Origin of the sequence: Mucilaginibacter boryungensis (assembly GCF_015221995.1) — a bacterium.
GTDB classification, from domain to species: domain Bacteria; phylum Bacteroidota; class Bacteroidia; order Sphingobacteriales; family Sphingobacteriaceae; genus Mucilaginibacter; species Mucilaginibacter boryungensis.
The window spans coordinates 323769-342630 of the sequence record NZ_JADFFM010000001.1 but is presented as its reverse complement, the minus strand read 5'-3'; the positions used below and the strand labels follow the sequence as shown (position 1 = coordinate 342630).

At 44.0% G+C, this 18862-nt stretch carries 14 protein-coding genes; 6 read left to right on the top strand and 8 right to left on the bottom strand.

From position 1 onward, the window contains the following. Positions 1 to 34 precede the first annotated feature (34 nt). Positions 35 to 2506, top strand: a complete 2472-nt coding sequence (locus IRJ18_RS01475; protein WP_194104430.1) for a YfhO family protein — start codon at positions 35 to 37, stop codon at positions 2504 to 2506. A gap of 253 nt (positions 2507 to 2759) precedes the next feature. Beyond that, positions 2760 to 3698: a PLP-dependent cysteine synthase family protein gene (locus IRJ18_RS01470; protein WP_194104429.1), complete on the top strand. Its 939-nt coding sequence runs from the start codon at positions 2760 to 2762 to the stop codon at positions 3696 to 3698. 28 nt (positions 3699 to 3726) lie between these two features. On the opposite strand, the gene IRJ18_RS01465 is transcribed toward IRJ18_RS01470, so the two are convergent. Further along, positions 3727 to 4983: a prephenate dehydrogenase gene (locus IRJ18_RS01465; protein WP_194104428.1), complete on the bottom strand. Its 1257-nt coding sequence runs from the start codon at positions 4981 to 4983 to the stop codon at positions 3727 to 3729. 113 nt (positions 4984 to 5096) lie between these two features. On the opposite strand from IRJ18_RS01465, the gene IRJ18_RS01460 reads away from it, so the two are divergent. Further along, the gene (locus IRJ18_RS01460) at positions 5097 to 5864 is read left to right on the top strand and encodes a hypothetical protein (protein ID WP_194104427.1); all 768 of its coding nucleotides are present in this window, start codon (positions 5097 to 5099) and stop codon (positions 5862 to 5864) included. A gap of 52 nt (positions 5865 to 5916) precedes the next feature. On the opposite strand, the gene IRJ18_RS01455 is transcribed toward IRJ18_RS01460, so the two are convergent. Continuing rightward, positions 5917 to 7086 (bottom strand): amidohydrolase family protein, encoded by a 1170-nt coding sequence (locus tag IRJ18_RS01455; protein WP_194104426.1) that lies wholly within the window; start codon positions 7084 to 7086, stop codon positions 5917 to 5919. 111 nt (positions 7087 to 7197) lie between these two features. Between IRJ18_RS01455 and rlmN the strand changes: the two genes are divergently transcribed. From rlmN to IRJ18_RS01440, 3 genes are all read left to right on the top strand, one after another. Then, entirely contained in the window at positions 7198 to 8274 is a 1077-nt protein-coding gene (gene rlmN / locus IRJ18_RS01450; RefSeq protein WP_194104425.1) for a 23S rRNA (adenine(2503)-C(2))-methyltransferase RlmN, read from the top strand. Between the two features lie 150 nt (positions 8275 to 8424). After that, positions 8425 to 9903: a glycine--tRNA ligase gene (locus IRJ18_RS01445; protein ID WP_194104424.1), complete on the top strand. Its 1479-nt coding sequence runs from the start codon at positions 8425 to 8427 to the stop codon at positions 9901 to 9903. 191 nt (positions 9904 to 10094) lie between these two features. Continuing rightward, positions 10095 to 12251, top strand: a complete 2157-nt coding sequence (locus IRJ18_RS01440; protein ID WP_194104423.1) for a tetratricopeptide repeat-containing sensor histidine kinase — start codon at positions 10095 to 10097, stop codon at positions 12249 to 12251. Positions 12252 to 12333: 82 nt separating this feature from the next. On the opposite strand, the gene IRJ18_RS01435 is transcribed toward IRJ18_RS01440, so the two are convergent. The 6 genes from IRJ18_RS01435 to IRJ18_RS01410 all read right to left on the bottom strand — a co-directional run bounded on the left by IRJ18_RS01435 (position 12334) and on the right by IRJ18_RS01410 (position 18855). After that, positions 12334 to 13671: a M16 family metallopeptidase gene (locus IRJ18_RS01435; RefSeq protein WP_194104422.1), complete on the bottom strand. Its 1338-nt coding sequence runs from the start codon at positions 13669 to 13671 to the stop codon at positions 12334 to 12336. A gap of 18 nt (positions 13672 to 13689) precedes the next feature. After that, positions 13690 to 15069, bottom strand: a complete 1380-nt coding sequence (locus IRJ18_RS01430; RefSeq protein ID WP_194104421.1) for a M16 family metallopeptidase — start codon at positions 15067 to 15069, stop codon at positions 13690 to 13692. 159 nt (positions 15070 to 15228) lie between these two features. Next, positions 15229 to 15648, bottom strand: a complete 420-nt coding sequence (locus IRJ18_RS01425; protein WP_194104420.1) for an OsmC family protein — start codon at positions 15646 to 15648, stop codon at positions 15229 to 15231. 28 nt (positions 15649 to 15676) lie between these two features. Then, positions 15677 to 16753, bottom strand: coding sequence for an NADPH dehydrogenase NamA (gene namA, locus IRJ18_RS01420; protein WP_194104419.1), 1077 nt, complete (start codon positions 16751 to 16753; stop codon positions 15677 to 15679). Positions 16754 to 16845: 92 nt separating this feature from the next. Further along, complete coding sequence (locus IRJ18_RS01415) at positions 16846 to 17856, bottom strand: ferredoxin--NADP reductase (protein WP_194104418.1); 1011 nt, start codon at positions 17854 to 17856, stop codon at positions 16846 to 16848. A gap of 3 nt (positions 17857 to 17859) precedes the next feature. Continuing rightward, positions 17860 to 18855, bottom strand: coding sequence for a zinc-binding dehydrogenase (locus IRJ18_RS01410; protein ID WP_194104417.1), 996 nt, complete (start codon positions 18853 to 18855; stop codon positions 17860 to 17862). Positions 18856 to 18862 lie beyond the last annotated feature (7 nt).

Here is an 18862-nt window from a genome sequence, read left to right as displayed (position 1 = left end):
TTTTGAGGATTATATTATCATTTCAAAAATTCAAATGAATAACTGGTTCAAGCAAAATGGTATTCACCTGGCCATTATCGGGATCTTTTTAGGGATCTGTTTTTTTTACTTTACCCCTGCCTTTAATGGTAAAACGCTTGGACAAAGCGACGTGGTTGGAGCACAATCTACCCAAAAAGAAATTAATGATTACAAAGCCAAAGGCACCACTATTTTGTGGACCAACCAAATATTTGGCGGCATGCCGGCTTATCAAATATGGGCCCCTTACAGCGCCAGTATAACTACCTGGGTAATTAAAGCCGTGCAGGCCATATTCCCTAACCCGGTTGGCACCGTAATGCTGTTAATGCTGGGCGCATACTTACTATTCTGCGTTTTAAAGCTGAACCCCTGGCTTGCCGCGGCGGGCGCAATCGCCTTCACGTTCTCGTCCTACAATATAATTTTACTGGTGGCAGGGCACGCTAACCAGGCTTTTGCCATTGCTTTTTTTGCCCCTATACTGGCGGGTATTATTCTTACACTGCGTGGCAAGTATCTCACCGGCGGTGCGTTAACCGCTTTCTTTTTGGCTATGGAGATCAAATCGAACCATATCCAAATGACCTATTACCTTTTGCTGGCGTTAATTATTTTACTGGGTATCGAGCTTTATCATGCCGTAAAAACCAAAACCACCCCGGCGTTCTTTAAAGCTTTGGCTTACCTGGGCGGCGCTTTATTACTGGCTATTATGGTAAACGCAGCCGTATTATGGAGCACAGCCGAATATAGCAAGGATAGCTATCGCGGCCAATCCAACCTTACAAAAAACACCAAGGAGCCTAAAAACGGACTTGATAAAGAATACGCCTACCAGTGGAGCCAGGGCGTTGGCGAGTGTTTTACTTTCCTTATCCCTAATATGTATGGTGGCGGTTCGGGTACCGAAACTTTAGACCAATCATCTGAAACCGTTAAAGCATTTGTAGCTAAAGGCGCTACTGATGAACAAGCCTTAAACGCCGCACAACAAATATCGAACTTCCAGGGCTTATCGCTTTATTGGGGTAATAAGCCCGGCACCAGCGGCCCGTGGTATTTTGGTGCTGTAATATGTTTCCTGTTTGTATTTGGGTTATTGATTGTAAAAAACAGGTTGAAATGGTGGATACTGGGCACCGTGCTTTTAACCATGTTGTTGTCTTTCGGGCGTAACCTGCCGTTCCTTTCCGACTTATTCTTTAACTATTTCCCGCTATATAATAAGTTCCGCGCGGTTGAATCTATTTTGGCCGTAGCCAGCTTATGCTTTCCGATACTGGCATTTTTAGCTATACAGGAAGTAATAAACACAGCTGATAAGACCGTTATTCTCAAAAAGCTGATGATCACCCTGTATATTGTTGGAGGTGTTACCTTATTATTTTTAGCTATCCCCGATAGTTTGCTGGCCTTCCACCCCGAAGACCAGGCCATGGGTATAGCAAATTTAGGGCGTGCGCTGAATGGCGACACCGCCTTTGCAACTACCATTGCCAATGCCTTAACCCGCGACCGTATTGCGCTTGAGCGTGCTGATGCATTCCGCACGTTGATATTTGTGCTGATCACTTTCGGGCTTATCTGGGCGTTTATCAAACAAAAGATAAACCTTACCGTAGTGTCCCTGGCTTTGTTTGCACTTATTTTAATTGATATGTGGCAGGTTGACAAACGCTATCTGAAAGACAGCAGTTTCCAGGATAAAGTTGATGTTGATGCCCTGGTAAAACCACGCGAAGTTGACCAGTTTATTCAGCGCGACACCGATCCGGATTATCGTGTATTTGATACCTCCATAGGTTTAAAACAAGATACATTCAATCCGTTCTTCCACAAATCTGTCGGTGGTTATTCGGCAGCACGCTTAAAACGTTTTGATGAATTGATAGATAATCAGTTTACCAACAGCGTAAATAGCAACGTGCTGGATATGTTGAATACCAAATACATTATCACCACCGACCCGAAAACACAAACAGCAAGTATGCATGTAAATAGCAGCGCCTGCGGCCATGCTTGGTTTGTAAAAAAGGTAACCTTTGTTGATAACGCCGACCAGGAAATGCAGGCTATTACGGCATTCTCGCCTAAAGATGAGGCCATGGTTGATAAAAGGTTTAAAAGTATGATCACCGACCAGCAATTGGGCGGCGATACCAGCGCTAAGATCCTCCTGACTGATTATCAACCCGACCATATGACCTACCAAAGCACATCGGCCACCGGGCAGATAGCTGTGTTCTCGGAGATATATTATAACAAAGGCTGGAAAATGCTGATAGACGGTAAAGAGTCGCCTTATTTCCGCGCCGATTATGTTTTACGTGCGGCGCAAATCCCGGTGGGTAACCACAAGGTTGAGTTTATCTTCCACCCGGCCTCATACTATACCGGCGAGAAGATCTCGCTGGCCGGCTCTATCCTGTTGGTACTTGCCCTGGGCGGCGCTGCTTATAGTGGCATTAAGAAAAAACAGTAGAAAACAGCACCCTTAAAACAAGGGGTAGCAAACAAAAGAGCGATGACAAAATCATCGCTCTTTTGTTTTTTTAAGACTATCGGACAATAAAGACAGGGTCTTTCAATAATTATTGATTTTTACCCGTTTTTACCCAATCTTATCTAATTTTAACACTACTTACCAAAACTTACCGTTTTTTTAATCCGCACATCTGTGTCACTTTAAAATCGCGCATTTATCCCGATATTGCGGGCGTCAAATCCTTTCCAAAATGTCATATTCATCCTACCACATTATTTCATCTATCGGCAATACCCCATTGGTGCAATTACAAAAAATTGTGCCCGATGGCAGCGCCAATGTTTTCGTAAAACTGGAGTACTTTAATCCAACCGGGTCATACAAAGACCGGATGGCTTATGCCATGATTGACGAGGCTGAAAAACGTGGCGAATTAAAACCCGGCATGACTGTGGTTGAATATACCGGCGGTAGTACCGGTACATCGCTGGCCTGGGTGTGCAGCATGAAGGGCTACAAATTTATAGCGGTATCATCAAACGCCTTTGCGAAGGAAAAGCTACAGGCTATCAAACTGTTTGGCGGCCAACTGGAACTGATCCACAGTCCTACTGGTGAAATTACCCCCGACCTTATTCCCCGTGCTATGGCCCGGGCGCAGGAAATATGCCAGCAACCGGGTACTTTTGCCACCCGTCAGTTTGAAAACGCCGATGCCGTGACTGGTTACAGTGCTATAGGTAAAGAAATATTGCAGCAATTGCCCCAACCCATTGCCGCATTTTGCGGGGCAGCGGGTACCGCCGGGATGATCAGCGGGGTATCCCGGGCTTTAAAGGCGGCCGACGCGAATACTAAAATAGTAGTACTGGAACCGGCCGCATCGCCGGTAATATCGCAGGGCGTAAAAGGCAATCATAAAGTAGAGGGTATCGGCTCGGGCTTTGTACCGCCCCTGCTTAAGTTGAAAACCACCCAGTACGATGAAGTGCGCGCCATTGATGAACAGGAAGCCCGGGCCATGGCACGGTTATTAGCAACCAAAGAAGGTATATTTGCCGGCACATCATCAGGGTTAAATGTAGTAGCAGCGCTGCAATTGGCTAAAGAACTTGGGCCCGGCCATAATGTAGTTACTGTGGCCTGCGATTCGGGCATGAAGTATTTGGCCGGAGATTTATACCAGTAAATAAAAGACAACTGGTTTAACGGGATAACTATTCCATCAACCGCCTTATTAGTTCGGCGCTTTGCTGCTTGCCTTCTTCCAGCCTGTCGGCAAAAAAGGCCTGGACTTCGTTAAAATGCTTTTTGTAGCCTTCCATATCGCCATATCCTATAATAGCTGACCATTCCCTAACCGCCGAGTGAAATTCCAGGTCGTCGCCGCGGATAGTTTTATCGTACAGGGCGGTTTCTATCGATTCTTCCAGCAAGTCATCATCTTTAAATAAATATTCGGCAATACCCAGGCGCAAACGGAATGGCGGGGTTTGGCATATCAGGTTATCGTAAGGGTTTACACCCAGGTGATACCAGGCATCAACCATGCTTAGTATACTTAAATGCGAGTTTGGCTTGCGCAGGTGGGCATTATCCGCTAACGAAAACTCGCGCATCACGCTGTCGTTCAACATAATTGGTTTACGGCTTTCGTGAAAAACAAAGTCTCGCGCCTTGTACAGTCTGTCCCTAAACGCGGCGGCCTCTTCCTTAATCATCAGCTTAAACAGTTCCGATTCTGATACGGCATATTGCCTTACCTGCTGTTTAGCATAGGGGTTAAGTATGGCCAACCCCGCATAAACGTGAGCCTTGTAACCAAAAATGCGCAGCGTGGTCAATATCTTCACATTGTCTATCCCCCCAATGTATGATGCGTTCTCCCATGGGAAAAAGCCCGCCGATTTCCAGGCGGTGCCCATGCTCTCAAAACCTACGTGGGTGACGGCTTGTGTATCGGCAACAATCTTGTCGTGCTCATGATAGTCGGCTATCTCTACAATATCGGTTTCTACGGCTGTAAACAAGTCATACATACGCTGGTAAGCCTCGGGGGTGCTGCGGTGCGGTATTAATATCAGTTTTTGCCCTTTTGGCTCGAACCCCGGCCCATGCATAGCATGGAAAGTAATGATCTGCGCATCATCGGGCAGGTATTTTTCAAATAGCGCTATTTCCGGATGTTTTACAGATGTTTGCCCGGCTACAATAGCACCGGCCTTGGTAGCCACGGCGCATTCGGCCACCACTTTTTCCATACTATCGGCCTCGACAGAGTAAATGATCAGGTCGCTGATACGGGATACATCCCGGCCATTTTCTTTAATACTTATGCCCAGGGGGCCTAATTCCGCCTCCAACTGCTCACGATTAGCAGGTAAATCAGCTCCGCAAACAGAATAGCCAACTTTTGCGAACGCTTTTGCGTATAACTTACCCATGTCACCCAAACCAATAAAACCAATATTCATGATGCTAATATAACTATGCTTACCACAAATGTGGTATGAAACGTTATATTCGCAACGTAAACCTATAAACTATTGATGCTATCTTTTGTTAACTTATAACGCTACAGACATAAATGAAGAAGCTATTTTTAATAAGCCCTGCACTTTTTACATTGTTAATCTTAGGCAGTGTAACCCTATATGCGCAGGATAGTGCCAAGGCTAAAACTACACAGCCTATAGCTAAACCTTTGTATGCCAAACCCGGCGCAGCAAAATACCCTGTACGTACTTACCAGGCAAAACCTACAACCCAGGTACCGCCAGTAACAAATGCGGCAAATACTACGCCAGGCGCTCAATCTGCAGCACAGCCTCCCGTTGAAACCCCTGCAAGCACTGATAAAAGCCTTGCAGGCCAATACCAATATGTATTAAGTAAAACCTACCGTTACCAACAGCCCATGATCGCGGCTTTATGGAAAAATATTACCGATTCGCTTAATGCCACTAAAAAGGCTTTAAGAGATGTGCAGGCAAAGCTGAACACTCAAAATCAATCGATCAGCAATTTGCAAAACGATGTAAAAACCAAGGAGCAAAATATTACCGAAAGCAATGCCCGCCGCGACGAGATCAGCGTGCTTGGTATTTATTTTACAAAAACCGCTTACAACCTGATGATGTGGGGATTGGTAATAGCTTTCGGCCTGGCCTTGTTAATTGTTATCCTGAGAACAGGTGGCGCTGTCCGCGAAGCTAAATATCGCACCAAATTATACGACGAATTAAACGACGAATTCACAGCTTATAAAGCCAAAGCCAACGAGAAAGAAAAGAAACTTGCGCGTGAACTACAAACCGAACGCAACAAGGTTGATGAGTTAATGGGAAGAGGATAGAATTTAAGATCAGATACCTCCGTGGCTCATTGATACATACTTATTAAAGTAGCTATACCAATTTGGTCACCTTACTTTCACTTGTAAGCTTCAAGCCGTCCATACCACTTATCAAATTCAAACCGGGTGTTTTACCTGCTTCCAGGCTGCCTTTATCGTTATCGATACCCAAAAACCTGGCCCCGTTAATTGTTGCCCACTGCATCAGTCTGCTGGTTTCCAGTGATGGAAAGTGTTGCTGCAGGGTGCGCATCTCGCTTAATATGCAAAGTTTATCATTTGATGCCAGGCTGTCTGTCCCAAGCGTAATATTATTTCCCTGATCAAGAAACAAGTCTATTTTGGGTAACTTTTTTTCAATATACAGATTGGCATTAGGGCAAAAGCACCAGTTTATTTTTTTATCAAAGCGCTTTATAAAGTAAATATCCTTTAGGTTGGTACAAGTGTTATGTACCATTAATATTGGCTGTTGACTGCTTAATAAGGGCAGCACCGATTGCAACGAATTACGCGCCTGTGGTTTAAAAAAGCTAATATCAATACCAAAGTAATCATACAGGTCAAGAAAACCGCCCAGCTTGTACCGATAAAATTTATTCTCGTCATCGCATTCCTGGTTGTGCATGCTCAATAAATTTTCATGCTTATCTGAATAATTTTTTATCAGCTTAAATAGTTCTTTCGACACTGAATAAGGCGCATGCGGGGTTACCGATACCGATTGCGGCTTAAACTGTTCCATCAAGGCCAAAGCTTTATCAAAAACATCCGTGGCCCTATCGGGCAAAAACCCAAAAGTTTCAACAAAAGTATGGTAATACAGTTTACTTTTAGCTTTAATGGCGGCAGTAACCGCGCTGTTAGAGATATCGCCCACCGCCACTATACCATGATCGTACATATATTGATCGGCACGGATGGCAGCTTCCTCTATTTCAGCCTGTTCAGCGTTGCGTGTAGTTTGCAGGTTTTTAATAAAATCGATCAGACCAGTACCCGCGGCAATTTTATTAGCCATGTGCGATAATTCCAAATGGCAATGGGCATTAATAAAGCCGGGGCAAATAATGCCTGTCAGTTTTTCAACGTGGGGGTCGTGGTGGTCCGCAGGGTTATCGGACATGGAGACAATCTTACCAGTGTCATCAACGGTAACAATTCCATTTTTAACAGGATCGGCATAAACAGGAAAAACGTAATCGGCTCTAAAACTTCTCATGGTATTTTACTTAGCCCATCTCCTTCGAAACAACAATCCTTATATAATAAGTACAGTTAACCCACAGTTGTGTTTTTTAATTTTACAATTAAAAAAGATTGTCCACAATATATGATTTTAAAAATTGAGTACCTTTGCGCAGTGAATAACGCAAAGGACAAAATTGATATTCGCAGCCTAAGCCTGCTGCAACTCCAGGAGCATTTTATCCATATGGATGAAAAGGCTTTCCGGGCTAAGCAAGTTTACGAATGGCTGTGGAAAAAATCATGTGTCTCTTTCGATGAGATGAGCAATATTTCTAAAGAACTGCGTACTAAGCTACATGAAAGTTTTACCATTAATAATGTTAAAATCCACAACTCGCAGTTTAGTGCTGATAAAACTATAAAAAATTCTTTTATTTTACACGATAGTCATTTAATTGAGGGTGTTTTAATTCCTGCCCCCGAACGAATGACGGCCTGTGTATCATCACAGGTGGGTTGCAGCCTCACCTGTAAATTTTGTGCTACAGGATACATGGAGCGCAAACGCAACCTGAATCCCGACGAAATTTACGACCAGGTAGTACTTATTCATCAGCAGGCTGTACAAAACTATGGCCTTCCGCTAAGTAATATTGTATACATGGGTATGGGCGAACCTTTGCTGAATTACAGCAACGTGATGCAGTCGATAGAAAAGATCACCTCGGAAGAAGGGTTAAATATGTCGCCAAAACGCATCACTGTATCAACCGCCGGTATTGCCAAAATGATACGCAAACTGGGTGATGACGCGGTGAAGTTTAACCTGGCCCTTTCGCTACATGCCGCAAACGACGAGAAGCGCAACACCATAATGCCCATTAACGAGCAAAACTCGCTGAAGGCCCTGGCTGATGCGTTGAAGTATTATTACGCCAAAACAAAAAACCCGGTAACTTACGAGTATATTGTTTTTAACGATTTTAACGATAATATTGAGGATGCCGCCGAACTGGCTAAATTTTGCAAGCACCTGCCCTGCAAGGTAAATATTATTGAATACAACCCCATATCATTTGCCGACTACACTAATGCGGATGTAGATAAAATAGAAGCATTCGCCGATTATCTGCGTAAACAAGGCATTATCACCAATGTACGCCGCAGCCGCGGTAAAGATATCGACGCCGCCTGCGGGCAGTTAGCTATTAAAGGATAAAGCCTCACCTAATCCTCTCCAAAGGAGAGGACTTCATAAATTCTCCTATTCAATATGTCTATCTAAGCCCATCTCTTTGAGAGGGATTGGGGTGAGGTTCACACTTTTTCGACTTTCAGCTTTCCCTCTAAATTGTATATTTGCAGCGTTATGAGTACAACTACCGACGAATTATTTAAAAATGTAATTGCCCATGCTAAAGAGTATGGCTTTGTTTTTCCATCGAGCGAAATTTATGACGGCCTTAGCGCTGTTTACGATTACGGCCAGTTTGGCGCCGAGCTGAAAAACAATATTAAAACCTATTGGTGGAAAGCCATGGTGCAAATGCATGATAATATTGTCGGGATTGATTCGGCCATATTTATGCACCCAAAAATATGGAAAGCCAGCGGCCACGTAGATGGTTTTAGCGACCCGATGATTGATAACAAGGACAGCAACAAACGTTACCGCGCCGATCAATTACTGGAAGATAAAATTGCTGCCTATGACGAAGCCGGACAAACCGATATAGCCGAGCTGCTGCAAACGGAGATGGACAACGCTTTAAAAGCTGAAAACCTGCCCCGCCTGCGCGAACTGATCATCGAACATCAAATAAAATGCCCTATCAGCAAAACCGGCAACTGGACCGAAGTGCGCCAGTTTAACCTGATGTTCAGCACCCAGGTTGGCGCTATTGCCGATGAATCGGACACTATATACCTGCGCCCTGAAACAGCGCAAGGCATATTTGTAAATTACCTGAACGTGCAAAAATCGGGCAGAATGAAGATCCCTTTCGGGATAGCACAAATTGGTAAGGCTTTCCGTAACGAAGTAATTGCGCGCCAGTTCATTATCCGCATGCGTGAGTTTGAGCAAATGGAGATGCAATTTTTTGTTCGCCCCGGCACACAAGCCGAATGGTTTGAGAAATGGAAAGAAACGCGCCTGCAATGGCACCTGGCTTTAGGTACCGAAGCGACTAAATATCGCTATCACGAACATACTAAGCTGGCCCATTATGCCGATGCCGCGTTTGATATCGAATTTGAATTCCCTTTTGGTTTTAAAGAAGTGGAAGGCATCCATAGCCGTACTGATTTTGATTTGAGCCAGCACCAAAAATTCTCGGGTAAAAAAATGCAGTACTTCGATCCGGAACTGGACGAGAACGGCAAGCCTTACGGGAACTATGTGCCATACGTAATAGAAACTTCGATAGGTTTAGACCGCATGTTTTTGCTAACCATGATAAACGCTTACGAAGAGGAAGACCTGAGCAACGAGGAACGCCAGGACAGCCGTACCGTGCTGCACCTGCACCCTTGCCTGGCACCGGTTAAAGCCGCTATTTTCCCATTAACGAAAAAAGACGGCCTGCCTGAAAAGGCCCGTGAGATTATGGACAAACTGAAGGTTGATTTCAATATCCAGTACGAAGAAAAAGACGCTATTGGTAAACGTTACCGTCGCCAGGATGCCATCGGTACGCCATTCTGCATCACGGTCGATCATCAGACCTTAGAAGATAACACTGTAACCATTCGTCACCGCGACAGTATGGCCCAGGAGCGTGTACCGGCCGACCAGTTAGATAAAATTATCGGCGATCTGGTAAGCTGGAGAAACCTTTTGAAATAAAAAACGGATACTAAGGCTACTAACCTATTCATATCAGCCCCGAAAAATTTCGGGGCTTTTTTGTGTGCTTCAGAAAATAAGCAGGATTTTATGATCCGTTTAACGATAGTACTGTTATATATTCCTTCGCATTTGTTTTGTTTAAGGATTTAAAAAATTATATTAGCATCAACTATTATTCTCTATTAAGATTGAAACGGCTATCCCTTTTATTAATAATATTCAATCTGCTCAGTTTAAATCTATTAGCCGGTTACCAGTACCCGGAGGCTGATAGTTTAAAAAAACTTATCAAGCCAGCTTTAGCCCAGCACTCAAAACTTTCGGACACCTTAACAGTAAACAGGCTTAACACATTAGCCGGGTACCTTTACGGCTCGGCACCCGATAGCACTGCTTATTTTTCGGGCCTGGCACTGGAATTTTCCAAAAAGTTAGGTTACAAAAAAGGCATAGCCGATGCTTACGTACAATTAGCAAGTGTAACTACTTTCAAAGGTGATTATAACACCGCCACTCGAAACCTTAACAGCGCATTAACACTTTATAAGCAAATAAATAGCAAGCTTGGCATTAGCGAATGTTATATTGGCTTAGGGCAGATACAGGATTACCTGGGGAATTATAATAATGCGCTAAACTATTTTAAGAAGGCAGAGACCATACGTGAAGCTTTTGGTAAAATGATGACGATCAGGTGCCTCAGCGTAATGGGGGCTACCTATATTAACAAAGGCGAGTTTTCAAACGCGCTTAATGCTAATTTTAAAGCATTAACACGGGCCGTAAAGTATGGCAATAAAATAGAGATAGCAAATAACGATTACTATGTAGGCGTTATTATGCAACAACTTGGCCTCTATGATGATGCGCTTGATTATTTTAATAAGGCAATAGCTATTTGGACGCGGTTTAATAATAAACAAGGAATTACCGCAGCCTGGCAAAACACCGGCGAAGTTTTAATGTCGCAAAAAAAATATGCGGATGCCATGCACCATTTCAATAAAGCAGATGCTGTTTTTCGACAAATAGGCGATAAAAGAGGCCAAAGCCGGATCTATTATAATTTAGGCTTACACAATTATTATACCGGGCATCCCGATAGCGCGCTGCATCATTTGCAGCATGCGCTTCAGGCAGCTTCACAATATCATATCAAACCTACCAAAGCAGCTGCCTACGTTGGCCTGGCTATGGTTTATAATGCTGAAAAAAAGTATCCCGAAGCTTATGCTAATGCTTTATCAGCGCGAAGCATGGCCGATAGCTTAGGAAGTTTAGGTATTAAAACTGATGCAGTGCTACAGACCGGCAAAGCGCTGGCAGGGTTAAAACGTTATGAAGATGCCTACAATCAGCAGCAGTTATATACTGCGTTAAAGGATAGCTTAAAAGGTGATGAGGTTATCCAACAAGCCATAGCCTATAACCTTGAAGTTGATTTTGGCAGACGGCAAAAAGAGATAGATCTGAAGTACGAGAACAGTATCCTGCTTCAAAAGCGCGCAATTGGCATTAGTATAATTGCCATACTTATTTTGCTGGCTATGATTTTTGTGTATGTAAATGCGAAAAACAAACAGCAAAAAATAAACCTTGTTTTAATAGATAAAAACGCGGAAATACTAACACAAAAAAACAGCCTCGACGAACAGGCCGATAAGCTGCACGATCTTAATAATTTAAAAGACCGCCTGATAGCCGTGTTGGCCCACGATCTTCGGGCACCGTTAAGCACTTTACGGGGTTTGTTCGCCTTAATGTCCGATGAAAGTATAAGTCATGAAGAGTTTGCAAAAATGATACCCCAGGTATTTAATAAACTCGAGCATACTTCTGATTTTTTAGACACGCTGCTTTCGTGGATAAATAGCCAGGTCGATCGTACCCCCGAAGCTTTAACACCGGTTAATTTAAATGACACGGTAAAGCAAGAACTGATATATGTGGATGAATTAATGCAGCGGAAACAGATTGCGCCAACAGTTAACATAGCCCCGGATGCAGTTGTACTTGCCGAACCTGGCTCGGTTAGGAGGGTTATTCATAATTTTTTAACTAATGCTATTAAATTTTCGCCGCGCAATGGCCAAATAACCATTACCGCTGCAAAACACAATAATGAAATCCATTTCACCGTAACCGATACTGGTGCAGGGATTAAACCGGAACTGCTTGATGCCTTATTTAAAAACAGGGTAACCAGTGTGCCTGGAACCGAAAATGAGAGCGGAACCGGCATGGGCCTTTATTTTTGTAAAGATATTATCGAAAAATACAAAGGTGCTATATGGGCAAAAAATACCGTAAATGGTACCGAATTAGGTTTTAAATTACCTGCATAGTATACTTTGCAAAAAAACGACAAGTAATAAGTCTATAAAAAAACCCGGTAAAGCCCGGGTTTTTTTATAAATATTTAACCATTTATTGCATTACCGGGTTGTCTGCTTTGTGCAGAGTACCGTTGGTGAACAAGGTTGGAGTAACTTTCTTAGTGTCGCCCTGGTAAACCCAAACCATATTACCAATGTATTTGCGGAAAGCATCACTAATTTGTGTTGGGGTTAACTTTTTAATATGGTCAACCAGGTTATTGGTACGTTTCCAATCGTTAAACAGCACTTCGTTACTGGCTAAAGCACCGGCTTGTGCACTGTTGGTTTCATTCCTATAATAAACACCGGTTAAATAGGTGGCTTTCATATTTTTTACTTCATCTTCGGTAAAACCGCCCGATTTTGTCTTATCAACTAATTTATCAAATACAGCGATATATTTGTCGGGTTGCGTAGTGCTTACGTTTACCTTAGCTACCGAGGTTGTGCCAACGGCAAAGCGGGTTTGCGGCGCATATGACAGGCCATTATTGGTACGTACATCAAGAAAATGACGGTCATAAAATATGCGCATGGCAATGTTGAAAGCATCAAAATCAGCCTCACCGGGTTGGGGGCCGCTGGTTACACCTTCAATATAGTTGGTTGCAAGTTCGCGCGAATCGGCTGAAAAAGTGCTTTTATATGGCCTGAAGAATGATTTCTTCAGGGTAAATGGGGCGCCTTGTTTTATGCCGCTTAACATCGCTTTTACCTTACCTTCAATATCTGCACGGTCAAGGTCGGCTACTACTACAATAAACATTTTTGATTTGGTCAGTATCCCCTGATAGTATGCTTTTACATCAGCTGCGGTTAATGCTGTAACCGATTCAATTGTACCCGAAGGATTAACGGCATAAGCACGGCCCTCAAAAGCTACCCTATCGGCAAAGTTATCTATCGCTATATCCGGGATCGACTCCATTCTTTTCAATCCGGTCAGCGCATTTTGTTTAATGCGGGCAAACTCCTTTTCATCATATTTAGGCATAGTCAATGCTTCTACATACAATTTCCACGATCCCTCAAAATCGCTTTTAATACAATTCATACGTACAACGGAGTAATCCTTACTGGTACCGGCGCTTATTTGCGCGCCTAATTTTTCCAGTTTATTTTTAAAGCTGTTTTTATCCTGCTGCGCAGTGCCGCATTCGGTAAGGCCGGTCATCGCCAGCGATTCGATACCTGCTTTAGCAGCGGGATAATTCTGTACACCGCCTTTAATAACTGTTTGTATCTCTACAATGTCGTTACCGCTGGGTTGCACAATAACTTTTACGCCGCTTACGGTCATTTCATAAGGTTGCGTTGTTTGGGCGTTAGCCGCATTTATACTGAATACTGATGCTGTTAATAACAGCAAAAACATATGTTTTTTCATTGCTTTATCAGTTTAGGGTTATTTGGCTACAAAAAACGAGGCCACATTATATTGTTTATTCACTTCGGGCTTTAATATAATCCCCGATATCATAGGTTTGCCCACAATGTACTTATCAATATACCGCTTAATATCTGCGCGTGTAATTTTCTTATAATTATCAGCCATGTCGGTATCATATTCATACGAGGTGCTGCACCAGGCATAGCTTAACTGGCTGTTCAGCGATGATGGTTTTTCTTTAGCGCGGCTTATAGAACGTATTAATGCGGCTTTGGCATCGTCTAATTGCTCGTCGGTATAATAATCCGGGCTGCTCCACATTGCTATCTGGTTCAGTACTTCATCGTAGCATTCTTTTATCTTATCGGCATTTGGTGTTACCGATATATTGATCTCGCCTGTGTAGTGGGTGGTACTATAACTCACCCTTGCCCCTGCGGCTAACCTTTTATCAATTAATGCCTGGCGGAATTTAGATGAGTTTAAAGCTGTGATGCGGTTAAAAACATCTGCAGCAAGAGTACCGGCTGAATCTGCCACATAAGATGGCCCCTGCCATGAAAAGCTCATTGATGGTGTTTGTGCTATGGACGATTCCTTTACAAAAGCCACGCTTTTTTTAACCGGCTCGAATGGCGGCACAGGGTATTTTTCATGCGGGTTGAAACCGCTGCTTTGCCAGCTTCCAAATATGGCTTCGGCCAGTTTAAAGGCTTGTTCGTGTTTCACATCGCCGCAAATGGTAAGCAGGCTATTATTTGGATAATAGTATTTATTCTTAATGATCATCATTTTCTCGGGCGTAGCTGTATTAATGATCTCGTGGATACCGATAGGGTTTTTACGGGTGATCTGATCACCCCACAGGTATTTACTGCTTTCATAAGCCAGCAGAAACCCCGGATCGCTCTCGGCCCGCTGAAACTCGCCATCAACTACAGGGCGCTCTTTCTGCATATCCTCGGTACGGTAAATAGGATAGCGTATGCACGAGTTCAAAAAGTTAAGGCCGCCCCTTAAGCTATCCTTATTAAACGTAAAAAAATAGTTCACCCGTTCCACATCGGTAGTGCCGTTCCAAATGGCCCCCAATTCCTGGGTACGGTGTAACAGTTTTTCCTGAGATGGAAAATCCTTGTTGGCTTTAAAAAACATGTGTTCGAACAGGTGCGATAAGCCGCTATATTCCGGGCCTTCTGTGTAGGCCCCATTCTTTACAGCAATTTCAACCGTAGCCAGCGGAACCTTAGCGTTCTCTATTACTACTACTTCCAGGCCGTTTGGCAGCTTTTTCCAGAAATAGCCGGGTTGTAACCTTGGCTGTGCTTTTGCGCCAATTACACCTAAAAGTGCAAAAACGCCCAGCATACATAGTTTGGTAATTTTTCGGGTCATAGTTTCGTTGTTTAATCTAAAGCCTAAGTTATTAGTTATTTAGGCTATTTAATAATTTTAAATGCAAAAGTGATTCTCGCATATTCCGTATTTATTAGGCTAAACACATAAACAAAAAAGGCCGGCTAAAGCCGGCCTATAAAAATTGGGGCGATGCTTTTAAGCGTAAGTCACATTTAAGGTAATAGGCACATTCAGCGCTTTTGATATGATACAATTGGCTTTAGCACCTTCGGCAACCTCTTTAAATTTTGCTTCGTCAACACCATCAATAGCACTGGCTTTTAGTTCCAGGTGTATGCCGGTAATGCTTAATGCCTGCATATCCAGGTCAAGGATAGCATCTGTTGTCAAATCGCCTGGGGTAAAACCTGCCTGACTTAAAGCCGCACCTACCGCCATGGTGAAGCAACCCGCGTGGGCCGCAGCTATCAATTCTTCAGGATTGGTGCCAATACCATCGGCAAAACGGGTTTTAAACGAATATTGGGTTTTGTTAAGCACAGTGCTTTGTGTGCTGATCTCGCCCTGGCCGGCTTGTAAAGTACCGTTCCAATGTGCATTTGCTGTACGTTTCATAGTTTTTGTGTATTTGTTTGTGATTGTGTTATTTGTGCCATTTGGCCCGCTCGTATTGTACCGGCCATTTTATATCGTAACCCAACTGGTGTGCTGCCCTAAGTGGGAAATGCGGATCGCGCAATATTTCGCGCGCTATAATAATTAAATCGGCATCCCCTGCCTGCAAAATATCTTCGGCTTGTTGCGCTTCCGTTATTAAACCTACCGCCCCAGTAGGGATATCAGCCTGCGCGCGCACTTGTGCTGCAAACGGCGCCTGGTAACCCGGGCCAACGGGGATTTTCGCACCAGCTACATTGCCCCCTGTCGAGCAATCTATCAAATCTATCCCCGCTTGCTTTAGCAATTTAGCTAATTCTACCGAATTTTCAATACTCCAGCCGCCTTCAGTCCATTCGGTTGCGGAAATACGGACAAACAACGGCAGATTATCCGGCCAAACTTGCTTTATTCCCTCAATAATCTCCAGCAATAAACGAATACGGTTTTCAAACGATCCGCCGTATTCATCTGTACGCTGGTTACTTATGGGCGATAAGAATTGATGGATCAGATACCCATGCGCGCCATGTATTTCTATTACCTTAAACCCAGCTTCAAGTGCACGGGCAGCAGCTGCTTTAAAATCGGCTTTAACTTTTTCAATCCCGGCTTTGTCCAGCTCAACCGGCGCTTCTTCGGTGGCGGTAAACGGGATAGCGCTTGGCGCGAAGGATTTCCACCCGTTGAGTTGGTTTGATGGGATCTGCGCGTTGCCATCCCAGGGTGTTTGATGACTGGCTTTGCGGCCGGCATGTGCTAATTGTATGCCCGCCACAGCACCCTGCTGATGAATAAACCCGGTAATCTCTTTTAGTTTTTCAATGTGTTCATCCTTGTAAATACCCAAATCGGCATAGCTAATTCGTCCTTCGGGCGATATGGCTGCAGCCTCGGTAATGATCAGTCCCGCACCGCCCACGGCACGTGCACCTAAGTGTACTAAATGCCAGTTATTGGCAAAACCATCCTTACTGGAGTATTCGCACATGGGCGATACTACAATGCGGTTCCGTAGTTCAATTGATTTAATTTTATAGGGTGTGAATAGTTGTGGTGTCATGCGTCAAATGTAGTGTACTAACAGGCAGCACAGGCTATCGTTTTGTCATAATTAAATGAAGTTTATATGATGATTGACGGCGGTTAATAAAATCAAAATTCTATCACAACATCATCGGTAACTGCATAACCTGTACAGGTTAACACCAGGCCGTCGGCCAAATCTGCATCTGTTAATACTTCGTTTACCGTCATAACTACTTTGCCGCTTTTACATTTAGCGGTGCAGGTAGAACAGATGCCTGCGCGGCAACTATAAGGCAACCCAATTTTATTTTGCAAAGCGGCCTGTAGTATTGATTGGTTCTCACCGGCCATAATATCATGGGTTTCATCACCAAAAACAATGCGGACCTTATGCGGGGCAAAGCTTGTTCTAGCGTTACTCACCGTAACTGTTTCCAGCACAAAATTTTCCTTGCGGATATTATCTGCAGGCAACCCCATATAGATCAGCGTTAACCGGATCATGCGCATATAATCAAATGGGCCGCATAAATAAAATTGGGCTTGCTGCAAATCGAACCGGGCTTGTTGCCGCACTAATTGCTCGGCCATTACATTATTAAGCCGCCTGGCGTCGTTACTAAGCAGATGAACGATATTTAATCTTTCGTGATGTTGTTGCTGAAGTATATCTAGACTGGCTTTAAACAGGATATTACCGGCGCTGCGGCTGCTATAAATAAGGTGCAGTTTGCTTTTACCTTCACGGTTTAACACATATTTTATTTGTGATAATATGGGCGTAATCCCGCTGCCTGCCGCGAAAAAGAAGATATCTTTCGCCTGTTCAAAATTACTGACAATAAACCTGCCTGCTGGTTCAACTGCTTGCCAAATATCACCAATTTTAGCATGGGTTAATAAAAAGCGCGACAGCTCTCCGTTCGGGACACGTTTTATAGTAATGGCAAGCCTGCCTTCATCGGGTGATGAACTAATGGAATACGACCGCCTTAATTCCTCATTATGATGATTGAATACAAGAGTAAGGAACTGCCCGGCTTTATATATGATCTTCTTATCCGCAACATCGCGCAGGAAATAAGTAGCCGTATCCGGCGCTTCCCATTTAATATCCTCAACCTGTAACTGAAGCATCACTTATGCCCGCAATACAATTTTGCCAAATTGCGATGAGCTGCCCATTTTATCAAGCGCTTTCTTAGCATCGGCTAAAGCATATACCTCATCAATAACCGGGACTATCTCGTGCTGCGCCACAAAGTCCACCATGGCTTTAAAATCTTCGGGGGTACCCATCGTGGTGCCTATAATTTGTAATTGCTTCCAATATACCTTACGTCCATTAAGTGGCGGCGTGTCGCCCATGGTAGCACCAAAGGTTACAATACGTGCACCGGGGTTGCAAAGGTCGGGTATTTTACCAAAGCCTTCACCCAATACACTGTCTATCACCACATCAAAACCGCCTGCCAGCTGTTTTAACTGCTCAGCCCAGTCCTGTGCTTTGTAGTTTACACCAGCGCAAGCGCCAAGGGCGTGCGCCTGCTGTATCTTCCCGCCCGTGCCCGATGTGACGAATACCTGGCAGCCTGCAGCAACGGCATATTGCAGCACAAACGTACCTGTACCGCTACCCACACCTACTATTAATACTTTGTCCCCTTTTTTAGCCCGACCCTTGGTAAATAATGCCCGGTATGCTGTTAAGCCCGCCAACGGCAAGGCAGCGGCTTGCTCCCAGTTTAAATGCGCGGGCTTTGTGTAAAGATATTTTGCTTCGGTCTTTACAAATTCGGCAAAGGTACCGTCGTCAGGCAGACCTAATATTTTAAAATCACTGCCCTGGAAATCAGGTGAATCTCCCCAGTTGTTGGATGGATTGATGATCACTTCCTTACCTATCCAGTGCTTATCGGCATCGCTGCCAACCTCTGTTACTATGCCCGAACCATCCGAACCTAATATGGTAGGGTATTTAATCCCGGCGTATTTGTTAATGGTGATCCAGTAATCGCGGCGGTTTAGCGCGGCAGCTTTTATCTGCACCAATACCTCGCCGGGTTGCAGCGTTGGCTTGGGCACTTCTTTATAAACTACCGGGTTGTCTTTTGATTCAAGGACGATTGCTTTCATGGTTGGG